Source organism: Flavobacterium sp. Sd200 (genome assembly GCF_009826935.1).
Classification (GTDB): domain Bacteria; phylum Bacteroidota; class Bacteroidia; order Flavobacteriales; family Flavobacteriaceae; genus Flavobacterium.
Map to the genome: position 1 here is coordinate 25,873 of NZ_WUMN01000012.1, position 20,134 is coordinate 46,006.

Sequence of the window (20,134 nt, forward strand, 5' to 3'; positions counted from 1 at the left end):
AAAAAGTGAATTTGTGGGGAAACTATTCTTCCTCCCCATCTTCATCGTCATCGTCTTCGCCATCCTCATATTCGCCTTCATAATCAGAAACCAGTTCCAATAATTGTTCCAGTTCTTCCTCTTCGGCAGTCCCGGGTTCAGCATTAAACAATTCTATTATACGTGCTGTTGCTTTTTGGTATTCTTCTTCGTTGGTTATTGGCTGAAGGCTCATAAATGCGTGTTTTAATTTTGATTCAAAGTTATGGCATACATTTTAATGTGGTGTGGTTTAAAAGGGAAAAAAGAATTTGAGGAACTCAATACTTATAATAAGGTATTTCGCATCGAAACAACCTGCCCGGTCAGCAATGGAAAAATACACCAAAACTATTATGAGAACCTACTAAAAAACCTCAAATCAGAATATAAGGAAAGTATCTGCAATGAGGATTTTTATAGGTACTACCGTGCAGGCAGGAAAGACCGCGACCATATTTATTTCAAACTCGGGCAAATCAATTACCGCAATGAGTTAAAGAGCGGTGTCGTTGAAATTGACTTCAGTTTCTCAACCTATTATGATAACAAGATAACCCATATTATAGCCAACGAATTACTTTACACTTATATGCTTACCAAAATGAACCCTGAAGAAAATCCCGATACGATTCTACAGGATCTGGAAGTGAACAAGGATATTTCGTAGACCAATTCTCAAAATGCGCTTATCGAATTGATATACGCTCTTTACGCCTCGAAATCCATTGCCTACGGAAAAATCGGTATCCGAAAATTGGCTTTGATTTTCCAAGTGCTGTTCCGAACGCCCTTACGGTACTGACCTTATTGGGCAAACGTGATGATAATGTAACTGCAATTATCTATACCAAAAGCATCAACGATCAGTTAAGATTAGATTTACAACGATACAACAGCCAATATCCACGGATTGATATTTTCTCCGATGCTCACGACCGATTTTTAATCATTGATGGGACGGAACTTTACCACATCGGGGCATCACTCAAAGACCTGGGCAAAAAATGGTCTGCTTTTTCGAGAATGGATATTGAAGTCGGTAGGATGCTTCAAATCTTGAATAAATAATAAAACCCTCCGAGTATGGAGGATTTATTTATGGGTTAGATGCTTTTATTTTTCAGTCAGTTGTTTTGCAAAATCTAATACAACGTCTTTGCCTTTTATATAATCTTTAATTGTTGGCTCAATTTTGTAATCAGGTTTTACGCCATCTCCATATTTTTGGTCTGGAAGTTCTTGAACATCTTGTTCCAAATCAACGATAGAGAAAGTTATTAAAAGTCCTGAATTTGGTAATCTGTAAGTAATTGGTATATGTCCTGTATGTCCGTAATATCCTCCCAAAGTTTCTTCCCCAATTACTACAGAATTATCATCGCTTTTTACCATACTTGCAAATAGCGAACCTGCCGAAGCTACGAAAGGACTGATTAAAAGATAAACCTTTCCCTTGAACGCATTAGGATTAGGTTGCCACACTTTATTGAAAGTATCGTTTTGATAGAATTCTCCGTTTTTAAAAATGCTATGTTCTTCTTTTAATTCTTTTTCCAAATCTCGGATTTCGTCCTTTTCTTCTTCTACAAAATATTGTTTTAAAGGAACGCTATTAAAAAGTGTAAAAGCCGACAAATTTTCTCTGAAATTTCTTTTGGTTAGATATGAATAAAGTATTAAATCATTCGGGTCATTTCCTCCACCATTTTGTCTGACATCTACAATAAGGTTTTCTATATTTCGATTTTTTAATTCAACAAAAACAGAATCAAGAAACGAAGCATATTTTTTATGTCCTTCACTTTTTGCACCTCCTAAAGCAAATGTATTTACGTTTAGTAATCCTGTTTTATTACTGAGGTATTTAAAGGAATATTCTTGTTGATTTTCTTTCTCGTAAGTCGATACGAATCTCTTTTTATAATTGATGATTGTAGTTTTATAATCAACTGCTTTTAATGTTGCGGTTTTTACGATATTGTCTTTTTTATATTCAATGATAAAATCAGTTTGCTCTCCATAAGCAAGATAAACGTAGAACGGCAACCAATCTGTTTCAAGAAAAGCGTATTTTCCTGTAAGGTTATGACCATCTGTACTCATATATTTTGATACGCCTTTTGAGAACTGTTCAGCATTAATTTTATTGACAGATAAAATTTCACTTCCTAACGGAATTTGTACACTATCAGAAATTGAATAAAGTTTACCATTCAAATATTTGAGCGGAATAGGAAAGAATATTTTTTGCTTACTTAGAGCTTTATCAAAAGAATCAGGATAAGTCAATCTATTATGAGAACTTCCTGTATAATCAATTACATTCCAAATGATGTTGTAAAATTCTCTATAAGTAGTTTTATTATTTATCAGTTTTCTGTTTGTAGAAAATGCACTATCAATTTCTTTTTTTAAATGATATTTGTAAAGTCCTGCATTGGCTTTTTCAAAAATGCTTTGAAAAATATCATAGTCTTCAATAAGTTTTTCTGTTGGTAATTTTTCTTGTGCGATACACCCGAAAGAGATGAATAATGATACAAGACCTGAAATTAATTTTTTCATTCAAATTCTCTTATAAAGTTAAGAGCCAAATATAGAAGGACATTAAATAACAGACTTGTAAAAAATTGGTATTTATTTTTTTAGTTGAGTTCTGTATTCTTTTGGGGATATTCCCACATATTTTTTGAAAGCGTGTGAGAAATGGGCAACATCGGCAAAATTGTATGAATAAGCAATATCTGTAATGTCGCAATCGGTAGTAAATTGATTTTTTGCAGAAAATACTTTTTTCATCAACACATAGCTCATCGGTGTCATTCCTGTTAGTGATTTGAATTTCTTGGAAAAAGAGAATTTATTAAGATGCGCAATTTTTGCCAATTCATTTAAGTAAATTTTATTATCCAAATTATGTTCTATAAAAGTGATAAGTTCGGATAAATATTCTGATTGAAGAGGTGATTGACTATTTTCTTTAACGATTTGGGAATATGGAAAAATTTGGTAAATGAATTTTTTCAATGATGTTTCTGTCGTCTTAATATTTTCTGATTTCAAATACTCAAATACTTGAACAAATGATTTATTGATTTGGCTGTTTTGAATTTGTCTTGAAGAGAATTCTATTTCACGTTTTTTAAGTATGTATGACATTAACTCCGTTGAAATATAAATAGTGTCAAAACAAACTTCTATATCCTTGTCAACAATCGGATTAGCGTGTATTTCATAAGGATTAGTTATTGAAATACAATTTTCATTGCTATATAAAAATTCGTTTTCCAATTCTATTTTTTCAATTCCTCTTTTTATCAATGATATGCAGAAGGTTTCGTGGAAATGTTTTGGAAAATCACATTTCTGATTTTCTATGGAAATGAAACTGATGTCTTGTACTTTTGTCAATCTTACAATATATAAAGTACAAAAATACAAATTAATCTACCTGAATAGACAAATCCGCCAAATCCTGCCCTATTATACTGCCTATGGCAATCCCCATACCTCCAAGGCGCACGCCGCAGTATACATGGTTGCTCAGTTGTTTTACAATGGGGTATTTACTGGCTCCCATACCCATAATACCACTCCAGCGGTGGGCAACAGTAAAATCGGTATCGGGTAAAATCACTTCACGCAATAATTTTTCGAGCTGGTTTTGAATAATAGCCGTGTTGCCGAAACTTGTTGTATTCTCACCTTCAAAATCAAGGTTGCGCGCTCCACCAAACAGTATGCGGTCGCCCACATTCCTAAAGTAATAATACCCCCGGTCTATGTGAAATGTACCGCGAATATCAAGACCGGGTATGGGCTCTGTTATGAGCACCTGAGCCCGCGCCGGCTTTACTTCGCCTCCCGTTAGGCTTTCGGCAAAACCGTTAGTGGCAAACAGCAGTTTTTTTGTAGTAAAAGAAAAATCACCAAGGCTAACCTCAACGCCATCACTTTTTTCATGGCAGGCAGTAACCGTTTGGCTGTTCAATATCAAAATGTTATTGGCTATGGCCTCTTTAAGCAAAGCCTGCATCATGCGTCCTGTATCTATCTGCCCTTCAAACGGATTGAATATCAAATAATCCTGGGTGTCTTTAAAGCCAAACCTATCGGTTTCTTTAGCAAAAACATCGGCTTTAAAAAGCGGTCGCAGTACATCGTTTACAAAAGACAGACGGCGCAGGCAGTTTTCAAAACCTTCTGTATCGCTGTTTAAAAATAACTCATAACCTCCGTAGGGCTTAAAATCGATTATCTCATCGCCAAGGCGTTTGCGCAAAAGCTTTAAACCTTCCCAACGTTTTTGTATGAGCGATATTACCTCTTCTTCGTTATGAAAATTAAGGTCGTCTATAATTTCTGAGAGGCTGCCAAAACAGGCAAAGCCAGCATTTTTGGTGCTGGCTCCCTGAGGCAAAGGCCCTTTTTCTATAATAAGTATTTTACTGGCAGGGAAGCGCTCGCGCAGGCGCAATGCAGTATGCAACCCGGTTATGCCACTGCCTACAATGGTATAATCTACATTGGCAAACCAACTGTTTATTTCCCACCAGCTAAGTTGCATTTATCGCGGCATTATGTTGGTTTCGTCATCATTAGCCTCATCAACTGCTTCCTCTTCGGTTACTTTATTGCCTTTAATGGCATTAAGAATAAGCGGCACAGTTGTCATTAATACAATGATGATGATTATATATTCTATGTAGTGTTTAAGATCTATATTAAACTGGGTCATAAACAATGTAGAAAGGTAGTGTCCTGCAAGTATTAAGGCAAATGCCCATGCAAAAGAGCTTACGATATTAAAGAACATGAACCTTTGTTTGTTCATACCCACCACACCTGCAATTATGGGTGCAAACGTACGGATTATCGGTAAAAAGCGCGCAAAAATAATGGCACGGCCACCATGCTTTTCAAAAAACTCCTGAGACTGTATCAGGTATTTCTTTTTAAACCAAAAAGAGTCTTTACGTGTGTATAGATAAGTTCCGCTTTTAGAACCAAACCAGTAACCAAAAGTGTTACCAATAATACCTGCTATTGCCACCATTACCGATAGCATGACCACATTTACGTGCTCGCTGCCAAAATCTACCACGGTTTCCATTAACGACTCGCTGTAAATACCTGCAAGGAACAAAAGGCTGTCGCCAGGCAGGAAAAAACCTGCAAAAAGACCTGTTTCGGCAAAAACAATAAACAATACTACATATATGCCAATAGGCACAGAACCTACTTTTAGGTTAATATAAAACTCCGGATTAAGCAAGTCGGTCCACTGAAAGCCCATTTTTTTTGTGTATTTATTTTTAGTTAATTCAATTTTTTGTTTCCCATTTATCTACCGCTGTAGTAGCAAGGGCATTTCCTAATACATTTGTAGCGGTGCGTGCCATATCGCAAAAGTGGTCTATGGGCAGTATAAGCGCTATCCCTTCGGCAGGAATATCAAACATGCCACAGGTAGCCACCACAACTATAAGCGATGCCCTGGGCACACCCGCAATACCTTTACTGGTAAGCATTAATACCAAAAGCATTAACAACTGTTTTTCTATAGGCATATCTATACCGTAAACCTGGGCTATAAAAAGCGAGGCAAAAGTCATGTACATCATGCTGCCATCCAGGTTAAAAGAATATCCTAAAGGCAATGTAAACGATACTATTTTAGGGTCGCAGCCAAAACGTTCCAGCTCTTCTGTAAGTTTAGGGAACACGGCTTCGCTGCTTGTAGTAGAAAATGCTATAAGCAGCGGACTTGCAATTCTTTTTAACAGGGCAGGCAATTTTTTTCCCAATATAAGATACCCCACGCTAAGGAGCACTACCCATAAAGACAGTATACCCAACGCAAAAGCAGTAAGATAATTGTAATACAGTTTCCATATATCAAAGCCATAAATGGCTACAGCACCTGCCACCGCACCAAAAACGCCCAGTGGTGCAACCCACATAATGTAAGACACCATCTTTAAAACCACATGTGCAATGGTATCGAGCGTGCGTATAACAGGTTTTGCCACTTCGCCCAAAGAAGACAGGGCAATGCCAAACATAATAGAAAAAATAACTATCTGTAATATTTCGTTCGTCGCCAAAGCTTCAAAAAGGCTTTTGGGCACTATATGGATAACAAAATTTTCTAGGGAAAAAGAGCCTGTATTACTTACCAAATCTGTTGCGGGAGCAACGCTCTCCATTGTAACACTGGTGTTCTTACCGGGTTTAAGCCAGTTTACAAGTGCCATACCCAACAGTAATGACATGAACGATGCCGAAAGAAACCATGCCATGGCTTTGCCGCCTACACGACCCACCATTTTTATATCGCCCATTTTTGCAATACCCACCACAAGGGTACTAAAAACAAGCGGAGCAATGATCATTTGTACCAGGCGTATAAAGAGAGTACCCAGTAATTTTATATTTTTTGCAAAAGCAGCAGCACTATCAGAATATTGGTAATGTACAAGTCCGCCAAGGGCTACACCCAGCACCAGGCCTGCTACGATAAAAATAAATATCTTATTATTGCTTTTCAAATACAGTTGTTTTAAGTGCGTGAAATTACTGATATTTTTTTAAACAAAGGTTTATTTACTTTATTATACAGGCTGTTTTTTTATTTTCATGTTTCGGTAACAGCTGCTTAACGCACGCTACTATGTATTTATAGCTAAAGGTTAGAAAATCTAAGCAACTATACTTTAAAATAGCATCTCTGTATTCTGTTAACCATAGAACAGCAATTATATAAAACCGATGTTGAGATTTTGATTACTTTTAAGGCTTCAAATTTTATTTAAATGAAACGCATACTTATTTTAACTTTAAGCATTATGGGATTATCTGCCTCGGCGCAACAAACAATGACCCCGGAGTTGCTCTGGAGCCTTGGCCGCGTGAGTGCCGTAGGCATATCTAAAGACGGAAAATCTATTGTATATAAAGTATCTACGCCCAATGTGGCCGAGAATAAATCAGACTCTAAATTTTATACCATACCCGTTGCAGGGGGCACCGCTACCGAGGTTAAAGAAATCAAAGACCTGCTTGCGGATAAATACCTTTCGGCTGACGGCAAATTGCAACTTACTTCTAAAGAAGTTAAAGTAGAAAAATTTTACGGCAACGATATTTATACCGACCTTGATAAAACCACAGCGCAAATTTATGACGGCCTTGACTACCGCCACTGGGACACCTGGAACGACGGCAGCCACAACCATGTGGGTTTTCATCCTGTAAACGACAAAGACAAGTTTACAGATATTATGGAGGGCGAATCTTATGATTCTCCTCAAAAACCTTTTGGCGGCGAGGAAGATTATACGTGGAGCCCAAATGGCAAAAGCATCATTTACGTTTGTAAAAAGAAAGCCGGAACTGCTTATGCCACAAGTACCGACACTAATTTGTATGAGTATAATCTGGCTACAAAAAAAACCACGAACCTTACCCCAAACAACCCCGGGTATGATACTTACCCTGCATTTTCACCACAGGGCGACCTGACATGGCTGCAAATGAAACGCGATGGCTATGAGGCCGACAAAAACGATATTATTGTGCGACATAAGGGTACCGCCATAAACCTTACTGCCGCATGGGATGGCACCGTTGACAGCTTTACATGGAGCAACGATGGCAAAAAAGTATATTTCCTTGCCCCTATTGATGGCACCAAGCAACTATTTGAAGTAAACTTTCCGGGACTTACAAAAATTGCAATAAAAGTAACACAACTTACAGATGGCTTTTGGGACGTGAATGGCATTGTTGGTTTTAGCGGCAACAGCATTATTGTAGAACGTGCCGATACTAACCACGCTTCTGAGATTTACAGCTATGACCTTAAAAAGAAATCGTGGAAACAGCTAACAACCGTTAACGACGCTACCTATAAAACCCTTGCATTGAGCAAAACCGAAAAACGCTACGTTACTACTACCGATGGCAAAAAAATGCTGGTTTGGGTAATCCTGCCACCTAACTTTGATGCTAAGAAAAAATATCCAACGCTATTGTATTGCCAGGGTGGGCCGCAAAGCGCGCTAACGCAGTTTTATTCGTACCGATGGAATTTCCAGCTTATGGCTGCACAGGGATATATAGTTGTTGCACCAAACCGCAGGGGCATGCCCGGCCACGGTGTGGAGTGGAACGAAGCCATTAGCAAAGACTGGGGCGGACAGGTAATGAACGACTATCTTCGCGCTATTGATGATGTAGCCAAAGAACCGTATGTAGATAAAAGCCGTCTTGCAGCCGTGGGTGCAAGCTATGGCGGATACTCAGTATTCTATCTTGCAGGCATACACAACAAACGTTTTAAAACCCTTATTGCACACGATGGGGTGTTTAATCTGCAAAGCATGTATGGCACTACCGAAGAGGTTTTCTTTACCAACTGGGACAGTGGTGGCCCTTATTGGGAAAAAGACAATGCCGCAGCCCAAAAAACGTACTCGCAGTTTAACCCGGTTAATTTTGTAGACAAGTGGGACACCCCTATACTTATTGTTCAGGGTGGCAAAGATTTCCGTGTACCTATTGGGCAGGGGCAGGAAGCATTTCAGGCAGCGCAGTTGCGAGGTATAAAAAGCCGCTTCCTTTATTTCCCTGATGAGAACCACTGGGTACTGAAACCGCAGAATGCCATGGTTTGGCAACGTGAATATTTTAAATGGCTTAAAGAGACGTTGTAAGCCTCTCCCCAACCCTCTCCTTTGGAGAGGGAGGAGCTACACTCAGATCTTTTAGCTTTGTTGAAAAAGGTTAAACATGTTTTATCTTAAAAATATATTACTCCGCTATATGCGGAGTTTTTTATTTAATGGCAGAATTTAAAATTCTTTATATCAAACGATATAGTATTTTTTGTAATCTTGCTGTAAATCTCTTTACCCTCAATAAAATGATTAAAAAGTTACTTACATTATTACATATCGGTAAAGCTACGGCGTTTGCTACGGCTTTACTTTTTGGGTTACAGCTATGCGCACAGTCTAAATACACTGAAACTGTAAGCAAATTTACCACAACCCGCATGAGGGTTATTATAGACAATGATTTTGGTGGCGACCCCGATGGTTTGTTTCAACTGGCGCACCAACTGCTTTCGCCGTCGGCAAAGGTAGAAGCTATCATAGGTTCCCACCTGCACAAAGGCGGTTTTTATGGCGCGCCCGGAAATCCTGACTTTGCCTGCGAACAGGCAAAAGCATTGCTTAAAACTATGGCTTTGCCAAACTCCCCCATAGTTTACAAAGGTGCCGATACAGGGTTGACAGATCTTAAAACACCCATAAGATCTGAGGGTGCCGAGGCTATTGTGCGTGAGGCTATGCGTACAGATACCAAATTACCTTTATATGTACTTTGCGGTGCAGGACTTACTAATATTGCCAGTGCCTACCTGATAGAACCAAAAATTGCCGAAAAGATAATATTAGTATGGATAGGCGGTCCTGAATATGCCGGAATGGCTGTACCCCCACCCAATTATCAGGCGTTTGAATATAACCTGAGCATTGACCTTAAAGCGGGACAGGTAGTTTTTAATACTTCTGATATGCCTATTTGGCAAATACCGCGCGATGCTTACAGGCAGGCTTTGGTATCTTATGCCGAGCTGCTGCATGAAGTTGGTGATAAAGGCAGGACCGGAAAGTTTTTAGTGGAAAGAATTGAAGATCTTTTAAAAAGAGCCAACAATAATTTAGGCGAGGCTTATGTTTTGGGCGACAGTCCGCTTGTGCTCTTAACCGCATTGCAGTCGGGTTGGGAGGCAGATCCATCTTCCAGCAGCTATGTTACTGTTCAGGCACCCAAAATAAACGATGCAGGCCAGTATATGACAAACCATAAGGGCAGGAATATCAGGGTGTACAATAAATTAGACATTCGCCTCATGATGCAGGATTTTTATGCTAAACTTGCATTGTTCAATAAAAAATAAAAACAACAGATGCCCGGCATTAAAAATATATGGCAGCAAAATAAGGCTACGATATTGTATAGTATCTGTTTAGCAATTTTGTTATTCTTCCTTAAATGGCTGGAGCTCCGTTTTATTATTTTTAATCATTCGTTAGAAATTTATATAGGCTGCATAGCCATTATTTTTACGGCTTTGGGTATATGGCTTGCCCTGAAACTCTCTAAGCCTAAAATAGAAACTGTTATAATAGAAAAAGAAATACCGGCAAACCACCGCGAAAAATTTGTGCCGGATGCATTGGCCATTGCCCAACACGATATAAGCAAACGCGAACTTGAAATTTTAGATTTACTGGCAGCTGGGCTCAGCAATCAGGAAATTGCCGAGAGACTTTTTGTATCCCTAAGCACCGTTAAAACCCATAACCAAAACCTTTTTGAAAAATTAGAGGTAAAGAGGCGCACCCAAGCCGTGGATAAGGCAAAAAAGCTGAATATAATAGCTTAAGAAAAATCATACTTTAGTATGAAACTTGCCTTAAAACGCTATAAACAGCCAAAAGTATGAGTGATAGAACAATCGTAATTGACCATATTTGCTCTTTCTAAAAACATTAAACAATGAAAAAAACTATTCTTATTTATGGTGTTATTGCAGGCGTTATTGTTGCTGCTTTGATGCTTATCAGCATGAATTACTTTAGCTATTGCGAAGGCAATGTAGATTATGACACAAGCATGCTTATTGGGTATGCGTCTATGCTTATCGCTTTTTCTCTCATATTTACAGGCATCCGTAATTACAGAGACAAATACAATGGTGGCGTAATAAATTTTGGCAATGCATTTAAAACAGGATTTTTAATTGCTTTAATAGCTTCTACATTTTATGTTGTTACCTGGCTTATTTATTCGCATTTTTTTGCGCCCGATTTTATGGAAAAATATGCTGCGCATTCAATCGAACAGCTCAAGGCAAGCGGTGCAGGCCAGGCAGAATTAGACAAACAGGCAAAAGAAATGGAAGGTATGGTTAAAATGCTTAAAAACCCATTTTTTCATGTACTGATGACCTATATGGAAATTTTACCTGTAGGCATAATTGTAACACTTATAAGTTCGTTAATTTTGAAAAAGAAAACCGCTAATTCTTAAAACAATGGACAATAAGCAAAACGAAATTGATGACAATACTACTCCAAAAGTAACCGGGATTGGAGGGATATTTTTTTATTCTGACGATGCAGCCGAAACAAAAGAGTGGTACACTAAAAATTTAGGTATAGACATTAACGACTGGGGTACATCGAGCTTTGAATACAGGAACATAAACAACCCCGAAGAAATAATACCACTGCAATGGGCTCCTTTTAAAAGAGAGAGCGGCTATTTTGCTCCTTCTAAAAAAGAGTTCATGATTAACTACACTGTTCAGAATATTGAAGGGCTGGTAGAAAAACTTAAGCAAAACGGCGTTACCGTTCTTGATGATATTGCGAGCTATGATTATGGCAAGTTTGTGCATATAATAGACACTCAGGGCAACAAGATAGAATTGTGGGAACCTGCTAAAGCAGGTAATAACACAAGCGAGGGATAAAAAACATATGCTCTTAAATTAATGAAAATTCGTGCAATTCATGTTATATCTGTATAATGTTCATCAATAGTTATCGTTTTGTAAATTTTATGTATTTTAGCACCTCAAAACGAATAAATTAAAAACTACTGCAATTATGTACACATTTTCTATAAAGCCGTTTGTAGCCTCGGCACTTTTGCTTGGCAGCCTTACTGCTTTTGCACAGGATAACCTTGTTAACTCACTTAACGGAAACCTGAGCGCAAACAGTAAAGACTCTTTTATTTTTAAAGACGTTCTAAGTCTTGATAATACATCGGTAAAAAACCAGGGATCATCGGGCACATGCTGGAGCTACTCTGCGAACTCATTCCTTGAGTCAGAAATGATCCGTATGGGCAAACAGCCTGTAGAGCTTTCTCAAATATATACTGCACGCAATGCTTATATAGAAAAAGGCAAAAACTATGTGCGCATGCATGGTGCCATTACACTTGGAGATGGTGGTGCACTGCACGACGTTATAAACATGTATCGCCAGTATGGTGCTGTGCCGCAAAGTGTGTACACAGGTCTTAACTATGGCACTGCAAACAATAAATTTGCCGAAATGGCTGCCATAAACGAAGGCCTGCTTGCCGCTGTTGTTAAAAATCCTAACGGAGAACTTACCCCTAACTGGGTTAAAGCCTACACTGCCGTTTTAGACAGCTATCTTGGTGCAGTTCCAGAAACTTTTGACTACAAAGGAAAAAAATATACCCCACAAACTTTTGCTAAAGAAGTTGTAGGCATTAACCCGGATGAGTATGTAGAGATATCGTCTTTTAACGATCATCCTTACTATGAAAAAATGGTACTAATGGTGCCGGACAACTGGTCTCTTGATCTTATATATAATGTAAAGATGAACGACCTTACCGATATTATAGACAATGCACTTAAAAAAGGATATACTGTAGGCTGGGCCGGAGATGTGAGCGAAAAAGGCTTTAGCTGGAAAAACGGTGTGGCTTACATACCTAAAAAACCATTTACTGAAATGACTGCCGAAGAAAAAGAAGGAATTTTCAGGGGGCCGCAACCGGAACTTGACATTACTGAAGATATGCGCCAGAAAGCTTTTGACAACTACCAGACTCAGGATGATCACGGCATGCACATTGTAGGCGTAAGCAAAGACCAAAACGGCAAAGAGTACTACATAGTTAAAAACTCATGGGGTGCAAGTAACGATTACAAAGGATACCTGTACATGACCAAAAACTATGTAAAGTATAAAAGCACAGCAATATTGGTAAACAAAGGCGGCATACCTGCCCCTCTTGCCAAACAAATGAACATTAAATAATTTTATTGTTTATTGCAAAATATAATCCCGGAGCTGTTTTTGACAACTCCGGGATTGTTTTTTATAAGTAAAATGCTATCTGTTTATTTAACAACGGGTACTCCGTGGTTTTGTACAACCATATCATCATCCTGCATATCTTCTGTAAATAATGGCTGAGACCTCCTGGCAATAAGTTTTTTTGTCTCGCTAACAAACTTTTGGGCTTCTTTTCCATAAGACTCCCATACTTTAAAACGATGGATTTTACCGTTTATAAGGCCTACGTTTATATATGTATATTTTTGGGACATTGTATAGGCCAATATCATTATGCCAACGCCTGCACCTGCAAAAAGTATTTTTTCATATACTTCGTGCACAAAAAAGGGTATAATAAAAAAAACCGACGGCAGCAATGTAAAAAACTTACCACTATTTGTAATGGCTCTGCCTACCGATATGCTTTTAATGTTTTGCGGCTCTATGAACTGCTTGTGCGATGCAAAAACAACTTTGTTTTTGTAGATCTTTCCGCAATTGTTGCTAAAAAAAGGAACTTCCTGTGTATTCATTTCATTATTTTTGGGGTACTACAAAATAAGAAAAAAAATTAAAACTAAACATTTTTTTAACACTCCATCAACATCAAACACTCAAAACCTTAACTAACAACAACTTAATCATAAATTATTATAACACTACACAAAGCTTATGTTATATTTAATGCGAAGATATGTTCGAGGAGTAATCCTATTTCATTTTCCGGGCAAAACATTTGCCGTAGAAAAAACAGCACTTGCAAGGCGTTCTTCGGCAAGTATAGCTTTGCTTTTTGCATCATTTTTTAAAAGCTGTTTAGACACCGATGCCGTAAACTTTTGTGCATCTTTTAAATTTTCCCGGGCAACCCTGATCTTAAGAGCGCCTCCGTTTGATGTGATTATTTTTATCCTGTATTTTCTCTGTGCCTTAATTATGCTCAAAACTAAAAACAGGCATCCCATTACATAAAACGATATTTTAATAACACCGTCTTCTTTACCCATAAGTTGGGGTAATAACAGTAACATTAACGGGAGTAACATAAAAAGCAGGCTGTTAAGCGAAATACTGCTACTTAAAGCAATTGACTTTATAGAATTTAGGGGAAGTGTTTTTTCACGGTTAGCTGAAGCAAGAACAATATATTCTTCATAAAGCTTGCCGCAGGTATTACCAAAAATGGGTTGTTGCAAATTTTTCATCTTTCTTATTTTATAGCAACATAAAAATATAGGTATTTTTTCCGCTGCAATAAAACTTAACATATTCACAAGATTCCTTAACATAAACCGCTAAAAACAAACAACTAAGGGCAATTATTTTACAAAACAAACATTTTGTGAACCTCAATATTATAAAGAACAATTCAAAATAAGCCGTTAAAACTAACTTTTAGAATAGGCGATAGACCAATATTGGCTCTATTCTTTATTTTTGTATAGCTGCACTCAAATTGTGCCGTGTTAATTGTATTATGAGAAAAATATTCATTGTTTTCAGCATAACATCACTGGCTATTATAGCCCTGCTTACTTACATAACCTGGAAATCCATACTGCTGCTTGCCATATTTTTACCACTTATTTTAATGGGTTTGTATGATATGTACCAGTCTAAAAAAACAATACGCCGCAACTTTCCGCTGCTTGGGCGCATGCGCTATCTTTTAGAATCTATAGGCCCTGAAATGAGGCAGTATTTTTTTGAAACTGATCTTGATGGTAAACCTTTTAACCGTTTACAACGAAGCCTCGTGTACCAACGCAGCAAAAAAGATCCGGATACTATGCCTTTTGGAACCCAGCTCGATGTTTACAACGAAGGCTATGAATGGATAAACCACAGCATTCGCGCCATTCCTTTTAGCCAGATAGATCTTTCACCAAGGGTTAAAATAGGTTCTTCCCAGTGCACACAGCCCTATATGAGCAGCCTTTTTAACATCAGTGCCATGAGCTACGGGTCGTTGAGTAAAAATGCCATAATAGCATTAAACAGGGGTGCCAAACAGGGAGGCTTTTATCACAACACTGGCGAGGGTGGCCTATCGCCCTACCATTTACAGGAAGGTGGCGATGTGGTTTGGAATATAGGTACGGGCTATTTTAGCTGCCGCGATAAAGACGGAAAATTCAGCTATGAGGAATATTCCAAACGTGCCGTGCTCGACAGCGTAAAAATGATAGAAATAAAATTCTCTCAGGGTGCCAAACCCGGTCATGGCGGTATATTGCCTAAAGAAAAAGTGACCGATGAAATATCTAACATCCGTTTGGTAAGCAAAGGACACGATATTGTTTCTCCGCCCTACCACTCTGCTTTTACAACCCCTTTAGAGTTGATGGACTTTATAAAACTACTGCGAAAAGGCAGTGGCGGCAAACCCATTGGAATGAAAATTTGTATAGGCAACAAGCACGAATTTATTGCCATTTGTAAAGCCATGGTACAAACCCGCACTTATTTTGATTTTATTACTGTAGATGGTGGTGAGGGCGGAACCGGTGCTGCCCCACAGGAATACAGCGACCACGTGGGTATGCCCCTTCGCGATGCCGTTGCCTTTGTGTACGACTGCCTTGTAGGCTATGGCATTAAAGAGGAAATTAAAATTATTTGCAGCGGAAAAATAATTACAGGGTTCGACATTATAAAAGCACTCTCTATTGGTGCAGACGTTTGTAACTCTGCCCGCGGAATGATGTTTGCCCTTGGCTGCATCCAGGCTTTGGAGTGCCACAACAACACCTGCCCTACCGGGGTTGCCACTCAGGATCCGCAATTGGTTAAAGGTTTGGTTCCCGAAGAAAAAAGCGTGCGTGTGTACCGTTTTCAGCACGAAACAGTAAAAAGTGCTATGGATTTAATGGCGTCGGCAGGCATTGCACACCCTGATGATGTAGACCGAAGCGTAGTGAGTATGCGCACAGACCGCACCACCATAAAAACATACGAACAAACCTACCCCGAGCCTGTGCCGGGCTGTATGCTTGAAGGACACTCTGTTCCTACAGATATGTTCTATTTCTGGAAAAAAGCAAGTGCTGAGCATTTTTAAAATAATTTCAATATCAGTCAATCCAAAATATCTTATATTTTTGCAGGTAACGCATAGATCATTAACCTATAAAATTAAAACAGCACAATGACCAAAAAGATCACGGCTTTAAAATCAATACTTGCAGCAGCAGCTTTATTGTTTATGTTTACCACTACTACAGTGGCCGCCCAGGATAAAGATGCCCTTGCAACGCTAAATAATTATATGAAAGAACAGCTTTCTTTAAACGAAAGCCAAAGTGCTAAGATTAACGAAATCAATCGTGCCTTTATGCAAAAAGCAAAAGACAATGAAAAAACCAGCCTTAGCAAGCTTGACAAAGCAAAAAAAATAAAGCTTTATGAAGAAGAAAGGGATAAAAAATTACAGTCGGTGCTTACAAAAGACCAGTACAAAACCTTTATTGCTAACAGGGCAGAAAATACCAAAAGATTAAAAGAACTTTTACCCGAAAAAACCAAATAACATTCAACCGGAGCTAACCCTCCGGTTTTTTTATGCCTGTTGATTTAAAATGCTGCCCACTCATTGGCATAAATGCCTGTTTCATTATAATTATATACCCAGTACATTATTAGAATAATAACTTTGCAGGATGCAGGAACAAAGTATAAAAAACTATCATTTAAAAACAGGGTGCATCATTTCGGTGTTTATTGCCCTGCTTGCCTTTATTCCGCGCATGGCTCAGGATGCTTCGCCTACTACAGCCACCTTTTTTGTCAATGTATTGCTTATTTTTATTTTCTCGGTTGCGTGCTGGCTCATCAATCAGCGTTTGGTACAATCAGGTCGCATACCTCATGGTATAACAGGACAATTAATAAAAATAACTCTCAGCTTTGCGGCAAGCCTTTTATTGTCTTTCATTCTGATTTTTCTTTTCAGGAAACATGTAACCACACAAACCTTTTTCTTTTTCAGGGAGCTCAAAGGAAAAAGGGCAATGCTGCGCATGGTTCTTGTTAGGGGCACTTTTGTAAACGCATTCCTTTATTTTTTATCATACGTGTTCTTTCTTTCGGCTAAAAATCAAAAGTCACTGCTCGAAAACGAAATACTAAAGCACGAAAATCTGGAGGCACGCCTTTTTATACTCAAACAGCAATTAAGCCCTCATTTTTTATTTAACTCGCTGGGCATCCTAAACACACTCACTGCCGATGAAAATGTGCACCGCTACATTGTGCAACTTTCAAACATTTATCGGTATTTGCTTAACAGCAATACCAATCATCTGGCAACATTAACAGACGAAATGGCATTTATAGAGTCATACCTCTACATACTTAAAGAACGTTTTGAAGATGCTTTACAGGTAAACATTACTATTGCCCCCAACCATCTGACTAAAAAAATACCTTCAGCATCTTTACAACTGCTCATAGAAAATGCCATAAAGCATAACATACTCTTAGCAGAAGAACCTCTGCAAATAAACATCTTTACCCAGGATAATTTTATTGTGGTATCAAACAACTTCAATCCTAAACCTTACAATAGTGGCAGCAGTACCGGCATTGGCCTTCACAATATTAACGAACGCTACAAGCTCCTTTCTCAAAACAGTATTAGCATTCAAAAAAACAACAGTAACTTTATAGTAAAACTACCACTCATAGCATGACAACAGTTTTAATTATAGAAGATGAAATAAAAACTGCCCGGCAAATTAAAACCCTCATAGAACAAGCCAATGCAGGTTTTAAAGTAGTGCACACTGTTGCATCGGTAAGAACGGCAGTACAATGGCTGGGTACAAACAGTGTGAACCTCATTTTTAGCGATATACAGTTAGCCGATGGATTAAGCTTCGAAATTTTCAGGCAGGTGCAAACCATAGTGCCCGTAATTTTTTGTACTGCTTTTGATGAATATGCCATACAGGCCTTTGAGTCCAACGGAATAGACTATCTGTTAAAACCCATAGAGCAGATTAAGCTCGATCAGGCACTTGCAAAATACAATAACCTTTCCTCTCTGTTTTCTTCGGCAACCAATTACCAAAACCGTTTACAGGCCACACTTAATCATTTAACCGCACCATACAAAACAAGCCTGCTCATACATCACCGCGATAAAATAATACCTCTTAAACTTGAAGATGTAGCATTTGCCCATTCGGAGAATGGCATAGTGGCTCTTTACACAATGGGTAACAGTCATTATAATGTAAACCACACTCTCGACGAACTTGAAAACATGATGAATCCGGATGTATTTTTTAAAGTTAATCGCCAATATATTGTAAACCGCAAAACTATCGAAGTTGCCGAACATTATTTCTCACGCAGGCTTCTGATAAAAACAGCCTTAAAAACCCCTGCACCCATTGTTGTAAGCAAAGCCCGTACCCCGGCTTTTATAAAATGGATGGGGCAATAAAACCACACAATTCGTCCATTCACACTGGTGTCCCATTCATAATACAAAATGTCCCGATCGCATTGGTTTTATTAAAAACAAAGATCAGGCAAGCTACATTTGACAATAAATAAATCAATAAAAAACGTAGTTATGTTAAATGTAAAAACCATCAAAAAAACAGCATTGCCTTTTTGCGGCATAATGCTGTTGGCACTAACTGTTGCCTGCAATAATGATGATGCTTCCTCATTATCGGCAATAACCCAGGAAGATGCTGCCGAAGCCATATCGGCATCTGTAACTTCTCAAACAAACGGGCTTGCAAAAACCATGACCGATGCATCGGCACTTGCTGCCACCGAGGCAGTATATACCACCAACGCCAATTTAGACTGCAACCGCCAATACACTGGTTCATACAACGCTGCGGCATCACAATCGGTCTACACTTACAATTATTCTGGCTCAAGAAATTACACACTGCACTGCCTGGACAATGAGCCTTCAGAATTTCAATATAACACAGCCCTTCAGGGAACCTACGACACCCCACGAATGTATTCAAACGACAGTTCAGAGAGTGCACTAACCATAAGCGGCCTCTCTCCTACTCAAACACTTGCGGTTTTTAATGGCAGTTATGTACGTAACGGCTATCAGGAAAGCAAAATAAGGCAAAGACGCAATTTTAATAGTGTTCTCACTTACACCGTCAATGCCATTACAGTAAATAAATCCACTCGACAAATACAAAGTGGTACTGCATCTGTTACATTTGCAGGTACAGGATCAGGCGGCAACAGCTACAACTACAGTGGCAGCATTACTTTTAACACCAACAATACCGCAACTCTAACATTAAATGGAACGATCTATACTATTAACCTCTAATCCCTATTCATCATGACAAAATTCATTGCAAAGAAACTATATTTTATACTCTTAGTAACCCTGACATTTACAGCTTGTGCAACTGCACAGGACAATATCGGCGAAGCAGCCACCGCTCTTACAGACAATATGAAAACCAAACTGGAGCTAAACGAAAGCCAGTATAAAAGTATCTATACCATTAACCATGATTTTTTAACCCAGGCCAAAGCCCTGAAAAACTCAGGTGAAGGAAAACTTCAAAAAGCAAAAGCCCTAAAAGCTCTTGGAGAGACCAGAGACGCTAAAATAAAACCACTGCTTTCTTCCACACAATACACCGCATATCTTGATATGAAAAAAGAAAACCGGGAAATGATCAAAACCCGAATGCAGGAAAAGAAAGCAGCCAAAAAACAATAACCAATCAGCACTATCAGGAGAAGCCAATTAAATGTTTGTTTATTATGTTCGCCCTCCGCCATTCAATGTACCTTTTACCTTTCCAAAAAAGGATACCGCTGCTCCCGGGGGCTAACGCCCATGGGTGATGCTTTCCGGCAGGGCGGGCTTCCCATCATCCCACAAAAAAAGATCCCCGGATGTTTTTTACCATCCAAGGATTCTTATATGTATAAAACAAGTGTCTGTATCTGCTTAGAACACGATCCTCTTGCTTACGCTTCCCTTCTCGGTAGCGATCTCAAGGATCAGCACCTGCTGCTCTACCTGTAATCCGCTTATAACGGTTTCTGGGGCATTGATGCCACCCCTTTGGTACACCTGCCTGCCGCGGGTGTCATAGATGGCAACACTGCTCATTACCGCACCCGGTGTTTTGATGTTTATGGCTGTACCCTGTTTAAACACTACCACGCTTTGTGCATCAAGGCTTGGGTTGTTGCCG

Annotated in this window: 21 protein-coding genes and 2 pseudogenes; 14 read left to right on the plus strand and 9 right to left on the minus strand. The window is 38.7% G+C overall.

Annotation, left to right across the window (positions count from 1 at the left end; all coding sequences use genetic code 11):
* Window positions 1-22 precede the first annotated feature (22 nt).
* Complete coding sequence (locus GR160_RS18570) at window positions 23-214, minus strand: transcriptional regulator (RefSeq protein WP_160751407.1); 192 nt, start codon at window positions 212-214, stop codon at window positions 23-25.
* A 93-nt stretch (window positions 215-307) separates the two neighbouring features.
* Here GR160_RS18570 and GR160_RS18575 point away from each other — a divergent pair.
* Window positions 308-814 (plus strand): annotated as a pseudogene (locus GR160_RS18575) (RteC domain-containing protein); the annotation flags it as partial.
* A pseudogene (locus GR160_RS19465) lies at window positions 814-1,089 on the plus strand (ORF6N domain-containing protein); the annotation flags it as partial. The pseudogenes GR160_RS18575 and GR160_RS19465, both read left to right, overlap by 1 nt.
* Window positions 1,090-1,134: 45 nt before the next feature.
* On the opposite strand, the gene GR160_RS18585 reads toward GR160_RS19465, so the two are convergent.
* The 5 genes from GR160_RS18585 to GR160_RS18605 all read right to left on the minus strand — a co-directional run bounded on the left by GR160_RS18585 (window position 1,135) and on the right by GR160_RS18605 (window position 6,572).
* Complete coding sequence (locus tag GR160_RS18585; protein WP_160751408.1) at window positions 1,135-2,586, minus strand: S41 family peptidase; 1,452 nt, start codon at window positions 2,584-2,586, stop codon at window positions 1,135-1,137.
* A gap of 72 nt (window positions 2,587-2,658) precedes the next feature.
* Entirely contained in the window at window positions 2,659-3,432 is a 774-nt protein-coding gene (locus tag GR160_RS18590; protein WP_160751409.1) for an AraC family transcriptional regulator, read from the minus strand.
* 31 nt (window positions 3,433-3,463) lie between these two features.
* A complete protein-coding gene (locus GR160_RS18595) occupies window positions 3,464-4,588 on the minus strand; it encodes an FAD-binding oxidoreductase (RefSeq protein ID WP_160751410.1) in 1,125 nt (374 codons plus the stop codon).
* Window positions 4,589-5,317, minus strand: coding sequence for a DedA family protein (locus GR160_RS18600; protein WP_160751411.1), 729 nt, complete (start codon window positions 5,315-5,317; stop codon window positions 4,589-4,591).
* 28 nt (window positions 5,318-5,345) lie between these two features.
* Window positions 5,346-6,572 (minus strand): dicarboxylate/amino acid:cation symporter, encoded by a 1,227-nt coding sequence (locus GR160_RS18605; protein ID WP_160751412.1) that lies wholly within the window; start codon window positions 6,570-6,572, stop codon window positions 5,346-5,348.
* A gap of 264 nt (window positions 6,573-6,836) precedes the next feature.
* Between GR160_RS18605 and GR160_RS18610 the strand changes: the two genes are divergently transcribed.
* The 6 genes from GR160_RS18610 to GR160_RS18635 all read left to right on the plus strand — a co-directional run bounded on the left by GR160_RS18610 (window position 6,837) and on the right by GR160_RS18635 (window position 12,905).
* Window positions 6,837-8,738 carry a S9 family peptidase gene (locus GR160_RS18610; RefSeq protein WP_160751413.1) on the plus strand — a complete coding sequence of 634 codons (1,902 nt, stop codon included), beginning with the start codon at window positions 6,837-6,839 and terminating at the stop codon, window positions 8,736-8,738.
* 209 nt (window positions 8,739-8,947) lie between these two features.
* A complete protein-coding gene (locus GR160_RS18615; RefSeq protein ID WP_160751414.1) occupies window positions 8,948-9,991 on the plus strand; it encodes a nucleoside hydrolase in 1,044 nt (347 codons plus the stop codon).
* Between the two features lie 9 nt (window positions 9,992-10,000).
* The gene (locus GR160_RS18620; RefSeq protein WP_160751415.1) at window positions 10,001-10,480 is read left to right on the plus strand and encodes a response regulator transcription factor; all 480 of its coding nucleotides are present in this window, start codon (window positions 10,001-10,003) and stop codon (window positions 10,478-10,480) included.
* Between the two features lie 113 nt (window positions 10,481-10,593).
* On the plus strand, window positions 10,594-11,127 hold the full coding sequence (locus GR160_RS18625) for a DUF4199 domain-containing protein (protein WP_160751416.1): 534 nt from the start codon (window positions 10,594-10,596) through the stop codon (window positions 11,125-11,127).
* Between the two features lie 4 nt (window positions 11,128-11,131).
* Window positions 11,132-11,572: a VOC family protein gene (locus GR160_RS18630; protein WP_160751417.1), complete on the plus strand. Its 441-nt coding sequence runs from the start codon at window positions 11,132-11,134 to the stop codon at window positions 11,570-11,572.
* Window positions 11,573-11,708: 136 nt separating this feature from the next.
* Complete coding sequence (locus GR160_RS18635) at window positions 11,709-12,905, plus strand: aminopeptidase C (protein ID WP_160751418.1); 1,197 nt, start codon at window positions 11,709-11,711, stop codon at window positions 12,903-12,905.
* Window positions 12,906-12,988: 83 nt separating this feature from the next.
* Here GR160_RS18635 and GR160_RS18640 read toward each other — a convergent pair whose 3' ends face one another.
* Both GR160_RS18640 and GR160_RS18645 read right to left on the minus strand, forming a co-directional pair.
* Window positions 12,989-13,459, minus strand: coding sequence for a hypothetical protein (locus tag GR160_RS18640; protein WP_160751419.1), 471 nt, complete (start codon window positions 13,457-13,459; stop codon window positions 12,989-12,991).
* A 183-nt stretch (window positions 13,460-13,642) separates the two neighbouring features.
* Window positions 13,643-14,131 carry a hypothetical protein gene (locus tag GR160_RS18645; protein WP_160751420.1) on the minus strand — a complete coding sequence of 163 codons (489 nt, stop codon included), beginning with the start codon at window positions 14,129-14,131 and terminating at the stop codon, window positions 13,643-13,645.
* Between the two features lie 272 nt (window positions 14,132-14,403).
* On the opposite strand from GR160_RS18645, the gene GR160_RS18650 reads away from it, so the two are divergent.
* From GR160_RS18650 to GR160_RS18675, 6 genes are all read left to right on the plus strand, one after another.
* Complete coding sequence (locus tag GR160_RS18650) at window positions 14,404-15,987, plus strand: FMN-binding glutamate synthase family protein (protein ID WP_160751421.1); 1,584 nt, start codon at window positions 14,404-14,406, stop codon at window positions 15,985-15,987.
* Between the two features lie 87 nt (window positions 15,988-16,074).
* Window positions 16,075-16,455 (plus strand): hypothetical protein, encoded by a 381-nt coding sequence (locus GR160_RS18655; protein WP_160751422.1) that lies wholly within the window; start codon window positions 16,075-16,077, stop codon window positions 16,453-16,455.
* A gap of 130 nt (window positions 16,456-16,585) precedes the next feature.
* Entirely contained in the window at window positions 16,586-17,617 is a 1,032-nt protein-coding gene (locus GR160_RS18660; protein WP_160751423.1) for a sensor histidine kinase, read from the plus strand.
* Window positions 17,614-18,375, plus strand: coding sequence for a LytTR family DNA-binding domain-containing protein (locus GR160_RS18665; RefSeq protein WP_160751424.1), 762 nt, complete (start codon window positions 17,614-17,616; stop codon window positions 18,373-18,375). The genes GR160_RS18660 and GR160_RS18665 overlap by 4 nt, the downstream gene beginning before the upstream one ends.
* A gap of 132 nt (window positions 18,376-18,507) precedes the next feature.
* Window positions 18,508-19,248, plus strand: a complete 741-nt coding sequence (locus GR160_RS18670; protein ID WP_160751425.1) for a hypothetical protein — start codon at window positions 18,508-18,510, stop codon at window positions 19,246-19,248.
* 12 nt (window positions 19,249-19,260) lie between these two features.
* Window positions 19,261-19,650, plus strand: coding sequence for a hypothetical protein (locus GR160_RS18675; protein ID WP_160751426.1), 390 nt, complete (start codon window positions 19,261-19,263; stop codon window positions 19,648-19,650).
* Window positions 19,651-19,884: 234 nt separating this feature from the next.
* Here GR160_RS18675 and GR160_RS18680 read toward each other — a convergent pair.
* A partial coding sequence (locus GR160_RS18680; RefSeq protein WP_160751427.1) for a T9SS sorting signal type C domain-containing protein occupies window positions 19,885-20,134 on the minus strand: 250 nt, incomplete at its 5' end.